The organism is Caulobacter sp. GW821-FHT10A06, assembly GCF_059415805.1.
The window spans coordinates 677,225-692,737 of the sequence record NZ_JBWKNY010000003.1 but is presented as its reverse complement, the minus strand read 5'-3'; the positions used below and the strand labels follow the sequence as shown (position 1 = coordinate 692,737).

The window sequence follows — 15,513 nt, the reverse complement described above, 5'->3', positions numbered from 1 at the left end:
TCCCACCGTCCGTTTTGAGAGCCGGGGCGCCTCGACGCGCCCACAGCTTCCCAGAACGCCACGGAGTACACCCATGCCCCAGAGATGGAATGACCGCGAAGGCCGCTTCGACGTCGAGGCCGACGGCGATTTCGACCGCAACCGCCAGGACCGTGACCGTGATCGCGGCTACGGCTACGACGCCCAGCGCCGCCCCGGCCCGGAACGCTCCAGCTACGCCAATTCCGGCTATGATCGCTCGTACGGGCAGGACGCCCCGCGCGAGAGCTATCGCGGCCCGCGTCGTGGCGGCAGCGAGTTCCTGCGCGCGGCCCAACAAGGCGGCGACATCGGCTATGGCCGCATACGCTCGGGCGCGGACTACGGCGGTGGCGCTGGCGGCTACCAGTCGCCCGGCGGTTACGGCCGCGTGGGCGGCCACGACTTCGGCGGCGCGACCGGCGACTACGGCTCCAGCGGCTATTCCAGCCGCACCGCCGACTATGGCGACGAGCGGTATTTCGACCACCATGACCGCGACCAGGAAGCCCGCGAGCGCAGCTATCGCGGCGCCTATGGCAATCATGACCCCTACCGCTCGTTCGGTCCCGGCCGACGGCAGGAGGAAGATCGCAGCTGGTTCGACCGGGCGCGCGACGAGGTCTCCTCGTGGATGGGCGACCAGGACGCCCTGCACCGCCGCCAGGAAGACGGCGCCCATCGCGGCCGCGGTCCCAAGGGCTATCGCCGCTCGGACGAACGCATCCGCGAGGACGTCAGCGACCGCCTGACCGATGACAGCTGGCTGAACGCCAGCGACGTCGAGGTCTCGGTCTCGGACGGCGACGTCACCCTCACCGGCTCGGTCCGCTCGCGCGAGGACAAGAAGCGCGCCGAGGCGCTCGCGGAGAGCGTGACGGGCGTCGATAACGTCCAGAACAACCTGCGGATTGATCGCGGGACCGGGGCTGCGGCGACGACGGTTCCGCTGTCGGATCCGCTGTAGGGCTTCTAGATCCTCCCCCGCGTTGCGGGGGAGGTGGCCCAGAGGGCCGGAGGGGGCCAACTCGGCCTCGATCCAGCTAGCCCCCTCAGTCGCTCCGCGACAGCTCCCCCGCATCGCGGGGGAGCATCTGCTCTTCCGCCGCCACTTCTACCCCACCACCGCCATCCCCGCCGCCGCCAGGATCGCGCCGCCCATGGCCCAGTTCATGGCGCGCTGGCCGCGCGGCGACAGCTTCACCCGGCCCAGCACCACGCCCAGCGCCAGCCAGGCCAGGTCGACCACGACCATCACCGCCACGCACAGCGCCCACTTCACGCCCGCATCCCAGCGCGGCGACGCCACCACGAACGAGCCGAACAGCGAGACGAAGGCGAGATAGGCCTTGGGGTTGGCCGCGCCCAGGACGAAGCCGCCCGCGAAGGTCAGGCTGGCCGAGGTCCCGCCGCCGACCTCACCTTCCGGCGGCGCGGTGGCCACGCTCCAGGCCAGCCAGACGAGATAGCCGACCGACACCACCGTCAGGGCCAGCCGCAGCATCGGCGCCGCCGCCAGCAGCGAGGCCAGGCCCGCCGCGCTCAAACCCGCCGCCAGGGCGAGCCCCACCTGCATTCCGGCATAGAGCCGCAAGCCGCCGGTCAGCCCCAGCGTCCGCCCGGCCACGATCAGCGCCGCGATCCCCGGTCCGGGCGAGCCCAGCAAGGCCGTCGCCGCCAGCACGAACAGAACCGCTTCCATCACCCGCCCCGCGTGACATAAAGATATATGCATATCTTTATGTCATATCCGAAAGCCTTGTAAACCGGGCCTTCCGATTGCGCGCGCGTCGCTTTGTTTCCGTCCGGAAACGGAACGACGCTCCGCGTACCCATGTTCTGCATACGGAGACGAACTTACCCTCGACAAGCACAGGTTAACGGCACAAACATCCCGGCTTCTTTGCCGCGGGAGGGAGCCCGCGCGCCGCATTGGGGTGTTTCGTGAAAGCGCTGTTCTTCTCCGTTTCCGTCCTGTCGCTGGTCGCGACCGCCGCCATGGCTCAGGTCCCTACCCCTGGAGCCAACCAGCCGATGCCGGAGTCGGCCTCCGCCACCCCGCCGATCGAAGCGCCGCGCGACGTGCCCTTCGCCGGCACGGTGAAGGTGGCCGTCGACGCCACCGACCTGGACCGCAAGATCTGGAACGTCACCACGACCATGCCGGTCAGCAAGGCCGGCGACTTCGTGTTCCTGTATCCGCAGTGGGTCCCGGGCGGTCACTCGCCGCGCAACGACCTGGACAAGCTGGCGGGCCTGGTGGTCACGGCCAACGGCAAGCGCATCCCCTGGACCCGTGACGTCGTGTCGGTGAACGCCTTCCACGTCGACGTCCCGGCCGGCGCGACCGAGCTGACGATCAGCTACCAGTTCCTGACCGCCGTCGAGGCCAAGGTCGGCCGCACGGAAGTCACGCCCGAGATGCTGAACCTGCAATGGCTGCAGGTGACCATGTACCCGGCCGGCTACTACACCCGCCAGATCCCGATCGACGCCAGCGTCAAGCTGCCCGACGGCTGGAAGCTGGCCACGGCGCTGGAAACCGCCAAGACCGACGGCGCCACCACCATCTTCAAGACCACCACGGTCGAGACCCTGGTCGACTCGCCGATCTTCGCCGGCAAGTACTTCAAGTCGATCGACCTGGATCCCACCGGCCCCGCGCCCGTGCGCCTGAACCTGGTCGCCGACAGCCCCGAGCTGCTGGACGCCAAGCCCGAGCAGATCCAGGTCCACAAGGACCTCGTGCAGCAGGCCTACAAGCTGTACGGCTCGCACCACTACGACCACTACGACTTCCTGGTCTTCCTGTCGGACAAGATCGGCGGCATCGGCCTGGAGCACCACCGCTCGTCCGAAAACCGCGTGGTGCCCAAGTACTTCACCGAGTGGGACAAGAGCTTCGTCGGCCGCGACCTGCTCAGCCACGAATACACCCACTCGTGGAATGGCAAGTTCCGCCGCGCCGCCGACCTGTGGACCCCCAACCTGAACGTGCCGATGCGCGACAGCATGATGTGGGTCTATGAGGGCCAGACCCAGTACTGGGGCAACGTCCTGGCCGCCCGCTCGGGCCTGCTGACCAAGCAGCAAGCGCTGGACAGCCTGGCCTCGACCGCCGCCGCCTACGACAACCGTCGCGGCCGCGACTGGCGTCCGGTGCAGGACACCACCAACGACCCGATCATCGCCAACCGCAAGCCACTGTCGTGGCTGTCGTGGCAGCGCAGCGAGGACTACTATTCCGAAGGCCTGCTGGTCTGGCTCGACGCCGACACCCTGATCCGCGAGAAGACCGCCGGCAAGAAGTCACTGGACGACTTCGCCAAGGCCTTCTTCGGCGTCGACAACGGCTCGTACATGCCGCGCACCTACACGTTCGAGGACGTGGTCAGCACCCTGAACGGCGTCTACGCCTATGACTGGGCGACGTTCCTGAAGACCCGCATCCAGGACGTCCAGGAAAAGGCCCCGCTGGATGGCTATGCGCGCGGCGGCTACAAGCTGGTCTACACCGACACGCCCACCGAGTTCATGAAGACGGCCGAGACCAAGGCCAAGAGCACCGGCCTGCCCTATTCGCTGGGCCTGTCGGTCGGCTCGGACGGCGTGCTGACCGACGTGCAGTGGGGCGGCCCGGCGTTCAAGGCCGGCCTGACCCAGGGCCTGACGGTGGTCGCGGTCAACGGCGAGGCCTTCGACGGCGACAAGCTGAAGGCCGCCGTCACCGCCGCCAAGACGCCGGAGAACCCGCTGGTCGAACTGCTGGTCAAGGACGGCTCGCGCTACCGGATGGTCAAGATCGACTATCGCGGCGGCCTGCGTTATCCGCGCCTGGAGAAGATCCCCGGCGTGCCGTCGCGCCTGGACGACATCCTGACGCCGCGCAAGTAAAAGACGAGAAGGTCGCCGCCAGGTTGCGAAGCGTTCGCAGCCTGCGACGATTTGGGGAAGCGCGGGAAGACGACCTGTGTGTCACCTTCCCGACTGTTCAATCCCTCTGAACGCGTACCGAAAAGGGCCCGCTCCCTCTCCCAAGGCGGGCCCTTTTTTGCGTCTGGAGTCGGGCTTAGTCGGCGACGGGCGGCGGCGTCAGCGGGGACGGCAGCTTCACGTCCTGGTCGACATAGGCCGTCATGACAGTGCCCTTCTTCATGCCGACATCCTTGCCCTTGATGAAGGGCGCGGCCGGCCAGAACAGCAGCGTGGTGACCACCGTGGCGCCCACGCGGGTCTCGCCCTTGGCGCCCCGGTTGGCCCGCAGACGAACGCGGTCGTCGCCGATCTTCATGTAGAGCAGGCGCACGTTCAGCTTGCCGTTCTTGCCCAGCATGCCGTTGTCGCGGGCCTCGACGACCTCGCCCACGCCCCGATAGCCGGCGCGCAGGATCGTGCCATCCGGCAGCTTGACGTCATCGTCCAGGCTGATGGTGAAACGGTCGCCTTCCTTGGCGACCGAGCTGGAGAGCGAATCCTCGAGACGCATCGCCACTTCCGTGCCCTCCGGAATGACGATTTCGGCGGCGAAGGCCGACGTGGACACGAGCAGCGCCAGGCCGCCCAGCGCGGCCGCAAATCTAACTTTCATGGTTCCCCCCGGAAGTTGTTCGCAAGGCTTATGGCCAAGCTGGCGTTGAGTCCAGGCAGCGCTACCGAACTTGGGGTAGCGCCCGGATGTCGGCCGCCACCTCGGTCAGGTCGTCGTTCAGCTGGTGGTCGCGGCCGGGCAGCCGGCGGGCCGCGGCCTGGGGGATCGCCTTGGCGTAGAGGTCCAGATGCTCGGGCGGCACGTCGCCATCGACGTCGCCCTGGTAGAGGCGGACGGGCATGCCTTCCGGCAACTTGGCGCCCAGGTCGGCGATCGCGATGTCGTCGTCCTCCCAGCCGCCTTCGCCGAAGAACGGCGCGGCGATCAGGAAAGCCGCAGCGGGTCGGTTGGCCGGCGGCGTCCGCGCCAGAGCGCCGGCGGTGGCCGTGCCGCCGAACGAGTGGCCGACCAGCACGACGCCCTCGCCCATCGTCTCCAGCGTCTGGCTGATGGTCTCGCACCAGCGGGCGAAGTCGGGCTCGCCTTCGTCGGGCATCGGCGGATACTGAACCACGTAGGCGTCGCCCAGTTCGCGGCGCAGGCTGTCGACCAGCTTGCTGTCCCAATCGGCGTGCGTGCCTTCGCCGGCGCCCTGGATGAACAGAATCTGCGTCTTCATGGCGTGTCCTTTGGTGTCTGGCCGGTTATCTGTCGGCTGTGGGTTCAAAGATTGAGTCTGACGATGCCGGACTGTCCGGAACTGCTGCGCATCACCACCGAGTACGTGGTCGTCGAGGACCGCCTGCGGCTGTCGGGCGCGACGGCCGACGACCAGACCGTGGTGCTGTGGCTGTCCCAGAGGATGATGAACCTGCTGGTCCCGCAGCTGACGGGATGGCTGGAGCAGCAGGGCGGGACGGGCGGCGAGGCGCTGCAGGAGTTCGTCCAGCAGGCCGCCGAGGCGTCGCTGGCGGCCGAGCCGGCGGTGCGCCCCGTCGCCTCCGAGACGACCGCGCTGGTGGTCACGGTCGACATCCGTGTCCGCGCGGACGGCGCGACCTTGGTCTTCAAGACCGAGGACAACACCCCGCTGGCCAGCCTGCCCTTCCCGACCGAGGCCCTGCGCCAATGGCTGGGCATCGTCCGCAATCAGTACGTCGCCGGCGAGTGGCCGACGACCGCCTGGCCGGCCTGGATGGACGAGGCGCACATCGCGCCGCCCGCCCAGACCACCGCCCTGCATTAGCCCGTCCTGCGCAGCGACATGTGCGCCGCCCGCGACGAGGGCGTGTAGTCGGTGACCTCGTAGCCCAGCGCCAGCAGGTCCAGCCCCGCCAGCAGCGGCTCGCCCCGGCCCAGCAGCACCGGCGTCACCACCAGGTGCAGTTCGTCGATCAGGCGCTTTTCCAGATACTGCCGGACGGTCGAAGCCCCGCCGCCGATGCCGACGTCCTGCTCGCCCGCCGCCGCAAGGGCCTGCTCCAGCGCCGCCTCGATCCCGCCCGTGACGAAGTGGAAGCTGTTGCCGCCCTCCATCTCGAATGACGGCCGCGCGTGGTGCGTCAGGACGAAGACCGGCGCGTGATACGGCGGGTTCGGACCCCACCAGCCCTGCCAGTCGAAGTTCGACCAGTCGCCCCGCTCGTGGCCGAACATGTTGCGACCCATGATCCAGGCGCCGACGCCGTCGGTGATCGCGTCGGCGAAGCGCTGGTCGACCGGATCCATCTGCGCTGCGAAGGCCCACCGATGCAGGTCCTCGCCGCCCACGCCCAGCGGATCCTGCAACGACTGGTCGGGGCCGGCGGCATAGCCGTCCAGCGAGATGCTGAAGTTGCGAACGCGAACCTTGCCCATGGCGGCCTCCTCGAACGAATTGGCAAAACCGATTGCAATTTGAAACTGGTTGCATCCTGCATATCCGATTGTATTCTGCAACCGGTTTTTGCGAGGACGTGGTTTTGGTTGATGACCAAAGATCGGGCTGCCCGATCAACCTGACCCTGGAGGCGCTCGGCGATCGGTGGAGCCTGATCGTCATTCGCGACATCATGTTCGGCAACAAACGCCATTTCCGCGAACTGCTGGCCGGCTCGCAGGAGGGCATCGCCTCCAACATCCTGGCCAGTCGCCTGAAGAGCCTGGTCGAGGGCGGCCTGCTATCGAAGGCCGACGAGCCCGGCCACAAGCAGAAGGTTCGCTACAGCCTCACCGAAAAGGCCATCCAGCTGGTGCCGATGCTGGCGGTGATGGGCGCCTGGGGCCGGCGGCACATGCCGGTGACGCATGAACTGTCGGTGCGCGCCGAACTGCTCGAGGACGGCGGTCCGGCGCTGTGGAACGGCCTGATGGACGAGCTGCGCGTCCTGCACCTGGGCGCGCCCATGCCGCCCGACGGCCTGACCGTCTTCCGCCAGCTGCGCGAGGCTTACGAGGCCGCCTGCGCCTAGTGGCCGGCTTCTTGCGAAGCAGCCCCCCGTTGAGCGGGAGTAAACTGTTGCGTCCTGAAGTCGTGTCAAAATGGCTGCGCGCGTCCCTGGCCGGGACGATGCTGGCGGCTGCGTTGACGGGCTCGGCCCTGGCGCAATCGACACCGATTCAGGCCGCCGATCCGGTCGACGCCGCTTTCCAGACCCGCGACTACGCGACCATGCTGACCCTGCTGCGACCGGCGGCCGAGGCGGGCGACCCGCAGGCCCAGACCCGACTGGGCCTGATGTACTACCAGGGCTGGGGCGTGCCGCGCGATATCGATAAGGCCCAGGCCCTGTATCAGAGCGCAGCCGACAAGGGCTGGCCTCGCGCCATGTACGCCCTGGGGCGTCTGTATCAGCGCGGCGACGGCGTCCCCGTGGACAACGCCAAGGCCCTGTACTGGCTGGGCCTGGCGGCGGAGGCCGGCGACCGGCCCGCCGCCTTGGCGGCAGGCGACCAGGCCTTCGACATGAAGGTCTATGGCAAGGCCGCGCGTTGGCTGCGCATGGCGGCTGACCAGGGCGACGCCAAGGCGATGTTCGCGTTGGGCCTGCTGTATGCCGACGGCCTGGGCGTTCCCAAGGACAGGCCGGCCGGCTTCGCCCTGATCCGTCGCTCGGCCGAGAGCGGCTACGCCTTCGCCCAGGCCGCCGTCGGCGAGATGTACGTCCTGGGCGAGGGCGGCGTCGCACCCAACCCCGCCGAGGCCTTCACCTGGTACAGCCGCTCGGCCGCCCAGGGCGAGCGCGACGGGCTAACCGGCCTGGCCGAGGCCTATGCGCTGGGACGCGGCGCCCCGGTCGACCTGGCCAAGGCCGCCGGCCTCTACGAACGGGCGGCCGACGCCGGCGTCGGTCTGGCCCAATGGCGGCTGGGCCAGATGCTGCAGGCCGGGCGCGGCGTGCCCAAGGACACGGTCGCGGCCTACAAGTGGCTGTCGCTGGCGCTGAAGGCCAACAACCACTCGGCCATCGACTATCGTGACGCCGCGCTGGCCTCCCTCGACGCCCTGACGATCGAGATGAGCGACGACGAGATCGCCCGCGCCCAGGCCCTGGCGGCCAACTGGACCCGACGCCCCGGCGATTGAATGAGACCGGTACCATTTCGGTCTTGAGTGGTCTGACAACTACCCCCATAGTGCCAGGCAACGGGCGGCCGCTCAGAGCCGCTACAGCCATTGCGCAGCCTCGGGGAAACACCAGGATGACCACCACCCTCACCCGCCGCCTGTTCGGCGCGAGCCTCGCGGCGCTGTCCGCCGCCGCCATGCCCGGCCTGGTGCAAGCCGCCGACAAGGCCGCGAAGAAGGGCGACAAGCCGCTCTACAAGGACGCCAGCCAGCCGATCGACGCCCGGGTCCAGGACCTGCTGGGCCGCATGACGCTGGAAGAGAAGGCCGCCCAGCTGATCGGCATCTGGCTGACCAAGGCCAAGATCCAGACCGACGCCGGCGAGTTCTCGGCCGAACAGGCGGCCAAGAACTTCCCCAACGGTCTGGGCCAGATCTCGCGTCCGTCGGACCGCAAGGGTCTGAAACCCGCCACGGTGGTCGACGCGGCGGCCGGCGCCGATGATGGCGCGACCAACCGCAACGCCAAGGAAACCGCCCGCTACACCAACGCCGCCCAGAAGTGGGCCGTCGAAAAGACCCGCCTGGGCATCCCGCTGCTGATGCACGACGAGGCCCTGCACGGCTATGTCGCCCGTGACGCGACCAGCTTCCCGCAGGCCATCGCCCTGGCCTCGACCTTCGACACCGAGCTGACCGAGAAGATCTTCGCCGTCGCCGCCCGCGAGATGCGCGCCCGGGGTTCGAACCTGGCCCTGGCCCCCGTGGTCGACGTGGCCCGCGACCCGCGCTGGGGCCGCATCGAGGAGACCTATGGCGAAGACCCGCACGTCTGCGCCGAGATCGGCCTGGCCGCCATCCGTGGCTTCCAGGGGACCACCCTGCCGCTGGCCAAGGACAAGGTCTTCGTCACCCTCAAGCACATGACCGGCCACGGCCAGCCCGAGAACGGCACCAATGTCGGCCCGGCCCAGATCGCCGAGCGCACCCTGCGCGAGAACTTCTTCCCGCCGTTCGAGCGCGCCGTGACCGAGCTGCCGGTGCGCGCGGTCATGCCGTCGTACAACGAGATCGACGGCGTCCCCTCGCACGCCAACCGCTGGCTGCTGACCAAGGTGCTGCGCGAGGAGTGGGGCTACAAGGGCTCGATCCAGAGCGACTATTTCGCGATCAAGGAGCTGATCGCTCGTCACAAGCTGACCACGGACCTGGGCCAGACGGCCGTGATGGCCATGCATGCCGGCGTCGATGTCGAGCTGCCCGACGGCGAGGCCTACGCGCTGATCCCGCAACTGGTGAAGGACGGCCGCATCCCGCAGTTCGAGGTCGACGCCGCCGTGGCCCGCGTCCTGACCATGAAGTTCGAGGGCGGCCTGTTCGAGACCCCCTACTGCGACGAGAAGACCGCCGACGCCAAGACGGCCACGCCGGACGCCGTCGCCCTGGCCCGCGAGGCCGCCCGCAAGGCCGTGGTCCTGCTGAAGAACGACAAGGGCCTGCTGCCGCTGGACGGCAAGAAGCTCAAGCGCGTCGCGCTGCTGGGCACCCACGCCAAGGACACCCCGATCGGCGGCTATTCCGACATTCCGCGCCACGTGGTCTCGATCCACGAGGGCCTGACCGCCGAGGCCAAGGCCCAAGGCTTCACCCTGGACTATGCCGAGGCCGTGCGCATCACGGAGTCGCGGATCTGGGCGCAGGACGAGGTCAAGCTGGTCGACCCGGCCGTCAACGCCAAGCTGATCGCCGAAGCCGTCGAGGTCGCCAAGAACGCCGACGTGGTGGTCATGGTGCTGGGCGACAACGAACAGACCAGCCGCGAGGCCTGGGCCGACGCTCACCTGGGCGACCGCGACAGCCTGGACCTGATCGGCCAGCAGAACGACCTGGCCAAGGCGATCTTCGACCTGGGCAAGCCGACGGTGGTGTTCCTGCTGAACGGCCGTCCGCTGTCGATCAACCTGCTGGCCCAGCGCGCCGACGCCATCATCGAGGGTTGGTACCTGGGCGAGCAGACCGGCAATGCCGCCGCCGACGTGCTGTTCGGCCGCGCCAATCCGGGCGGCAAGCTGCCGGTCAGCATCGCCCGCGACGTCGGCCAGCTGCCGATCTACTACAACCGCAAGCCCACGGCCCGCCGCGGCTATCTGCTGGGCGACACCAGCCCGCTGTATCCGTTCGGCTTCGGCCTGTCGTACACCAGCTTCGACATCTCGGCCCCGCGCCTGGCCAAGGCCAAGATCGGCACGACCGAAAGCGTCAAGGTCGAGGTCGACGTCACCAACACCGGCAAGGTCGCCGGCGACGAGGTGGTGCAGCTGTACGTCCACGACGAGGAGGCCAGCGTCACCCGTCCGGTGCTGGAGCTGAAGCACTTCAAGCGCGTGACGCTCGCGGCGGGGGCCAAGACGACGGTGACCTTCGAGATCAAGCCGTCGGACCTGTGGATGTGGAACCTGGACATGAAGCGCGTGGTCGAGCCGGGGGACTTCAAGATCCTGGTGGGTCCGAACTCGGTGGACCTGAAGACGGCGACGCTGACGGTGGCTTAGAGCCAGATGCTCCCCCGCGATGCGGGGGAGCTGTCGCGGAGCGACTGAGGGGGCAAATGCGGCCTAAGACCAGCTAGCCCCCTCCGGCCCTCTGGGCCACCTCCCCCGCATCGCGGGGGAGGATCTATGAGGAGGAGGAGAACACCCATGCGCCGTTTCGCGCCGATCCTGCTGGCCGCCCTCGCCGCCTCGCCGGCCTCCGCCCAATCCCTCCTCAACGGCCTCTTCTCCGACCACGCCGTCGTCCAGCGCGACCGCCCCCTGCCCGTGTTCGGCACGGCCAGGCCCGGCGAAACCGTCACCGCCGCCTTCGCCGGCCAGACCCTGACCGTCAAGGCCGGCCCCGATGGCGTCTGGCGCGTCGACTTCCCGGCGACGCCCGCCGGCGGTCCGTACCAGATCACCGCCTCCAGCCCTTCGGCCAAAGCCACTGCCTCCGACGTCCTGGTCGGCGACGTCTGGCTGTGCTCGGGCCAGTCGAACATGGAGATGCAGGTCAGCGCCTCGGGCGACGCCTGGAACCAGATCAACAACGGCGCGCCCAACGACACCATCCGCATGGCGACGATCGAGAAGGCCGACGGCCGCGCGCCCGCCGCCGACTACAAGAAGCCGCCGGCCTGGAAGCCGACCAACAAGGACACGGTCGGCGCCTTCTCAGCCGCCTGCTTCTACTTCGCCCGCGAGCTGCAGAAGACGCGGAAGGTTCCGCTGGGCCTGGTCCACGCCTCGTGGGGCGGGTCCGGCATCGAGGCCTGGATGACACCGACCGCCCTGCGCAAGGTCGGCGGTTATGACGACGCCATCGAGATCCTGAACCTGTCGATCAAGGACCCCGTCGCCGCCAACCGCCGCTGGGGCGAGACCATCAAGGGCTGGTGGAGCGCCAAGAACCCTGGCTCGGCGGCCACGCCGTGGACCGGCGCCGGCGCCTGGACGCAAGCGCCTGACGGCCTCGGCGTCTGGGAGCGCTGGGGTGTCCCGGCCCTGGCCGACTTCAACGGCGTGGTCTGGTTCAAGGCCGAGGTCGAGCTGACCGCCGCCCAGGCCAAGCAAGGCGCCGTGCTCACCGTCGGCCAGGTCGACGAGATGGACACCACCTACGTCAATGGCGTCGGCATCGGCGCGACCTCGGGCGCGTGGCTGGACCGGACGTATCCGCTGACCGCCGGAACGCTGAAGGCCGGCAAGAACACCATCGTGGTCTCGGCCTACGATACCTACGCCAATGGCGGGATGTACGGCGACGGCGCCAAGCGCGCCCTGACCCTGGCCGACGGCACGCGCCTGCCGCTGACCGCCTGGACCTACCAGATCGAGCCCAAGACCGGCCCCAACCAGCCGCGCGCGCCGTGGGACACCCTGGCCGGCGTCTCGACCCTGTACAACGGCATGCTCGCGCCGATGGGTCCCTACGCCTATGCCGGCGTCGCCTGGTACCAGGGCGAGACGAACGTGGGCCGCGACCAGACCTACGCCCCGCTGCTGAACGCCTTCATGGCCGAGCGCCGTCAGGGCCAGGCCGCCGACATTCCGTTCCTGGTGGTGCAGCTGGCCGACTACGGCGCCTTCGCCGAGCAGCCGGGGACCTTCGCCACCGCCGCCCTGCGCGACGCCCAGCGCCGAGCGGTCGTCGCCGACAAGCACGCCGGCCTGGCCGTCACCCACGACATCGGCAATCCCTACGACATCCATCCCAGCGAGAAGCAGGAAGTCGGCCGCCGCCTGGCCCTGGCCGCCCGCCGCGTCTACGGCGAGGCCGTGACCACGGGTCCCGAGGTGGTCTCGGCCAAGCGTAGCGGCGACACCGTGGTGGTGACCTTCGCCCAGGTCGGCGGACGCCTGGTGGCGCGGGGCTCGGACCGGGTCATCGGCTTCGAGCTGTGCGATAGCGCCTGTCATTGGGCCGATGGGAAGATCGCCGGCAACACGGTGGTGCTGACGGGCGTGGGCTCCAAGGTTCGCTTCGCCTGGGCCGACAGCCCGACCTTCAACCTGTTCGACGCGTCGGGCCTGCCGGCGGGGCCGTTCGAGATCGGGGTTCAGTAGTGCGTCACGCCGTCTCCGCCCTGGCCCTCGTCGCCAGCCTGGCCTTCGCGGTCCCGGCCTTTGCCGCTGAGCCGGCCGCCGTCACCCTGTCGCCCAGCGCCGACGCCTTCCCGCTGATCGCGGCCGGCAAACCTGCGCGGATCGAATACGACCAGACCGACTTCCCCGGCGCGATCCGCGCCATCCAGGGCCTGCGCGACGACCTCGCGGCGCTATCGGGAACCGCCGCCCCGGCCAAGGACGCGCCGGTCGTGATCATCGGCACCCTGGGAAAAAGCCCCGCCATCGACGCCCTGGTCGCCTCGGGCAAACTCGACGTCAGCAAGGTCACCGGCCAGTGGGAGGCCTTCGTCCAGCAGGTGGTCGAGAACCCCCGTCCCGGCGTGGCCCGCGCCCTGGTCATCGCCGGCTCCGACAAGCGCGGCACGATCTTCGGGGCCTATGACCTGTCGGAACGCGCCGGCGTCTCGCCCTGGACCTGGTGGGCCGACGTGCCTGTGCCCAAACGCACCGACGTCTTCGTCGCCCCCGGCGCCAATGTCCAGAAGCCGGCGGTGAAGTACCGCGGCATCTTCCTGAACGACGAGAACCCGGCCCTGTACGGCTGGGCCAACAAGACGTTCGGCGGCTTCAACCACGCCTTCTACGAGCGGGTGTTCGAGCTGATCCTGCGCATGAAGGGCGACTATCTGTGGCCGGCCATGTGGGGCAAGTCGATCTATGACGACGACCCGATGAGCGCCCCCCTGGCCGACCAGATGGGCGTCGTGCTGGGCACCTCGCACCACGAACCGATGAACCGCGCCCATGTCGAGTGGGAGCGCTACGGATCAGGCCGCTGGGACTACGCCAAGAACCCCGAGAAACTGCGCCAGTTCTGGCGCGAGGGCGTCACCCGGATGGGCGCCAACGAGAGCCTGGTCACGGTCGGCATGCGCGGCGACGGCGACGAGCCGATGAGCGAGGGCACGGCCACCCAGCTGCTGGAAACCATCGTCGCCGACCAGCGCAAGATCATCGGCGAAGTCACCGGCAAGGATCCCGCCAAGACCCCGCAGGTCTGGGCGCTCTACAAGGAGGTCCAGGACTATTACGACGCCGGCATGCGGGTCCCCGACGACGTCACCCTGCTGTTCGCCGACGACAACTGGGGCAACATCCGCCGCCTTCCCGAGGTCGGTAAGACGCGGCCCGGCGGCTACGGGGTCTACTACCACTTCGACTATGTGGGCGGTCCCCGGAACTACAAGTGGCTGAACACCAACCAGATCGAGCGCACCTGGGAGCAGATGAAGCTGGCGTCCGACTACGGCGCGGACCAGCTGTGGATCGTCAATGTCGGCGACCTGAAACCCATGGAGCTGCCGACCGAATTCTTCCTGGACTATGCCTGGAACCCGGCCGCCATGCCGGTCGAGGCGCTGCCGGGGTACACAAAGGGCTGGGCGGCCCAGCAGTTCGGGCCCGAGCGTGCGACCGAGATCGCGGCGCTGCTGGACGGCTACACCAGGCTCAATGCGCGCCGTAAGCCCGAGCTGATCAATGAGGCGACCTTCAGCCTGGTCAATTTCCGCGAGGCCGAGCGGGTCGAGGCGGAATGGGCCGCGCTGGAGAAACGCGCCGACGCCCTGCGCGCGGTGATCCCGAAGGACCAAGACAGCGCCTTCTTCCAGCTGGTCTGGTTCCCGATCAAGGCCAGCGCCAACTTCAACCGGCTGTACATCGCCACGGGCCGCAACCGGCTCTACGCCAGCCAGGGCCGCATCGCCGCCAACGCGCAGGCGACGCTGGTGCAGAACCTGTTCGACCGCGACGCCGACCTGACCCGCCAGCACGACGCGATCAACGGCGGCAAGTGGGTCCACATGATGGACCAGACCCACATCGGCTACACGATCTGGCAGCAGCCGGATGCGAACATCATCCCCAAGACCGAGCGGGCCGATCCGACCGGCGGCTTCGGCGTCGCGCTGGAGGGCGGCGCCGGGACCTTGCCGCCCCTGACCCGCTGGGGGGCGCAAAGCCGCTGGATCGACGTCTTCACCAAGTTCGCGCCGATCCGCCCCAAGGTCTCGGCCGACGTCCCGTGGCTGAAGATCGGCAAGAGCCCCGCCAACGCCCTGGGCGACGTGCGCCTGGAGGTCTCGGTCGACTGGGCCAAGGCCCCGAAGGGAGACCACACCGCCACCGTGACCGTGGTCGACGGCGAGACCAAGACGGTCGCCGTCCAGGTCTCCAACCCCGACCGCAAGCCGGCCAAGGGCGCCTTCGTCGAGGCCGCCGGCCTGACGGCGATCGAGGCCGAGCACTATGCGGCGGCGACCGGCGGCGTCTGGAAGGTCATCCCGAACCTGGGCCGCACCCTGTCGGGCGTGACCAGCTATCCCTCGACCGCGCCAGCTTCGACGCCGGGCAAGGGGGCGCCGTCGCTGGACTATCTGGTCGACTTCGAGAAGGCCGGGCCCGTCGACCTGACCGTGCTGGTCTCGCCCACCCTGGACTTCCGGGGCGGCAAGGGCCTGGCCTACGCCGTCTCGATCGACGACGGCGCGCCAGTGGTGGTCAACAGCCAGCCGGACCCGTCGAACAGGGCCTGGGACAAGGCGGTCGCAGACAATGTCCGCTCGCAAACCACGACCTTGAACGTCCCCTCGGCCGGCCCGCACAAGGTGCGACTGTGGCGGGTGGATCCGGGCGTGGTGTTCCAGCGCCTGGTGCTGTCGCGAGGGCCTGTTCCGGCGAGCTATCTGGGGCCGCCGGAATCCGTCCGGACGCCCCTTAAGTAAGAATCCGAAGTGAAGTTTGATCCACGCGGGGTT

12 protein-coding genes are annotated in these 15,513 nt (G+C 68.8%); 8 read left to right on the top strand and 4 right to left on the bottom strand.

Annotation, left to right across the window (positions count from 1 at the left end):
- The first annotated feature begins 73 nt into the window (after window positions 1-73).
- Window positions 74-985, top strand: coding sequence for a BON domain-containing protein (locus AC07NF_RS10970; RefSeq protein ID WP_494631778.1), 912 nt, complete (start codon window positions 74-76; stop codon window positions 983-985).
- Window positions 986-1,132: 147 nt separating this feature from the next.
- On the opposite strand, the gene AC07NF_RS10965 is transcribed toward AC07NF_RS10970, so the two are convergent.
- Window positions 1,133-1,720 carry a LysE family translocator gene (locus AC07NF_RS10965; RefSeq protein ID WP_494631779.1) on the bottom strand — a complete coding sequence of 196 codons (588 nt, stop codon included), beginning with the start codon at window positions 1,718-1,720 and terminating at the stop codon, window positions 1,133-1,135.
- A 230-nt stretch (window positions 1,721-1,950) separates the two neighbouring features.
- Here AC07NF_RS10965 and AC07NF_RS10960 point away from each other — a divergent pair, with 230 nt between their 5' ends.
- Window positions 1,951-3,912, top strand: coding sequence for a M61 family metallopeptidase (locus AC07NF_RS10960; protein ID WP_494631780.1), 1,962 nt, complete (start codon window positions 1,951-1,953; stop codon window positions 3,910-3,912).
- Window positions 3,913-4,087: 175 nt separating this feature from the next.
- Here AC07NF_RS10960 and AC07NF_RS10955 read toward each other — a convergent pair whose 3' ends face one another.
- Both AC07NF_RS10955 and AC07NF_RS10950 read right to left on the bottom strand, forming a co-directional pair.
- Window positions 4,088-4,606 carry a hypothetical protein gene (locus tag AC07NF_RS10955; RefSeq protein ID WP_492814580.1) on the bottom strand — a complete coding sequence of 173 codons (519 nt, stop codon included), beginning with the start codon at window positions 4,604-4,606 and terminating at the stop codon, window positions 4,088-4,090.
- 61 nt (window positions 4,607-4,667) lie between these two features.
- A complete protein-coding gene (locus tag AC07NF_RS10950; RefSeq protein WP_494631781.1) occupies window positions 4,668-5,225 on the bottom strand; it encodes an alpha/beta fold hydrolase in 558 nt (185 codons plus the stop codon).
- A 63-nt stretch (window positions 5,226-5,288) separates the two neighbouring features.
- Between AC07NF_RS10950 and AC07NF_RS10945 the strand changes: the two genes are divergently transcribed.
- Window positions 5,289-5,792, top strand: coding sequence for a hypothetical protein (locus AC07NF_RS10945; RefSeq protein WP_494631782.1), 504 nt, complete (start codon window positions 5,289-5,291; stop codon window positions 5,790-5,792).
- Here AC07NF_RS10945 and AC07NF_RS10940 read toward each other — a convergent pair.
- On the bottom strand, window positions 5,789-6,403 hold the full coding sequence (locus AC07NF_RS10940; RefSeq protein ID WP_494631783.1) for a dihydrofolate reductase family protein: 615 nt from the start codon (window positions 6,401-6,403) through the stop codon (window positions 5,789-5,791). The genes AC07NF_RS10945 and AC07NF_RS10940 overlap by 4 nt on opposite strands.
- Before the next feature lie 104 nt (window positions 6,404-6,507).
- On the opposite strand from AC07NF_RS10940, the gene AC07NF_RS10935 reads away from it, so the two are divergent.
- The 5 genes from AC07NF_RS10935 (at window position 6,508) to AC07NF_RS10915 (ending at window position 15,480) form a co-directional block, all read left to right on the top strand.
- Complete coding sequence (locus tag AC07NF_RS10935) at window positions 6,508-6,996, top strand: winged helix-turn-helix transcriptional regulator (protein WP_494631784.1); 489 nt, start codon at window positions 6,508-6,510, stop codon at window positions 6,994-6,996.
- A 47-nt stretch (window positions 6,997-7,043) separates the two neighbouring features.
- Window positions 7,044-8,111, top strand: coding sequence for an SEL1-like repeat protein (locus AC07NF_RS10930; protein WP_494631785.1), 1,068 nt, complete (start codon window positions 7,044-7,046; stop codon window positions 8,109-8,111).
- A 116-nt stretch (window positions 8,112-8,227) separates the two neighbouring features.
- Window positions 8,228-10,645, top strand: coding sequence for a glycoside hydrolase family 3 N-terminal domain-containing protein (locus AC07NF_RS10925; RefSeq protein WP_494631786.1), 2,418 nt, complete (start codon window positions 8,228-8,230; stop codon window positions 10,643-10,645).
- 147 nt (window positions 10,646-10,792) lie between these two features.
- A complete protein-coding gene (locus AC07NF_RS10920) occupies window positions 10,793-12,694 on the top strand; it encodes a sialate O-acetylesterase (RefSeq protein ID WP_494631787.1) in 1,902 nt (633 codons plus the stop codon).
- Window positions 12,694-15,480: a glycosyl hydrolase 115 family protein gene (locus AC07NF_RS10915; protein ID WP_494631788.1), complete on the top strand. Its 2,787-nt coding sequence runs from the start codon at window positions 12,694-12,696 to the stop codon at window positions 15,478-15,480. The genes AC07NF_RS10920 and AC07NF_RS10915 overlap by 1 nt, the downstream gene beginning before the upstream one ends.
- Window positions 15,481-15,513: the final 33 nt, after the last annotated feature.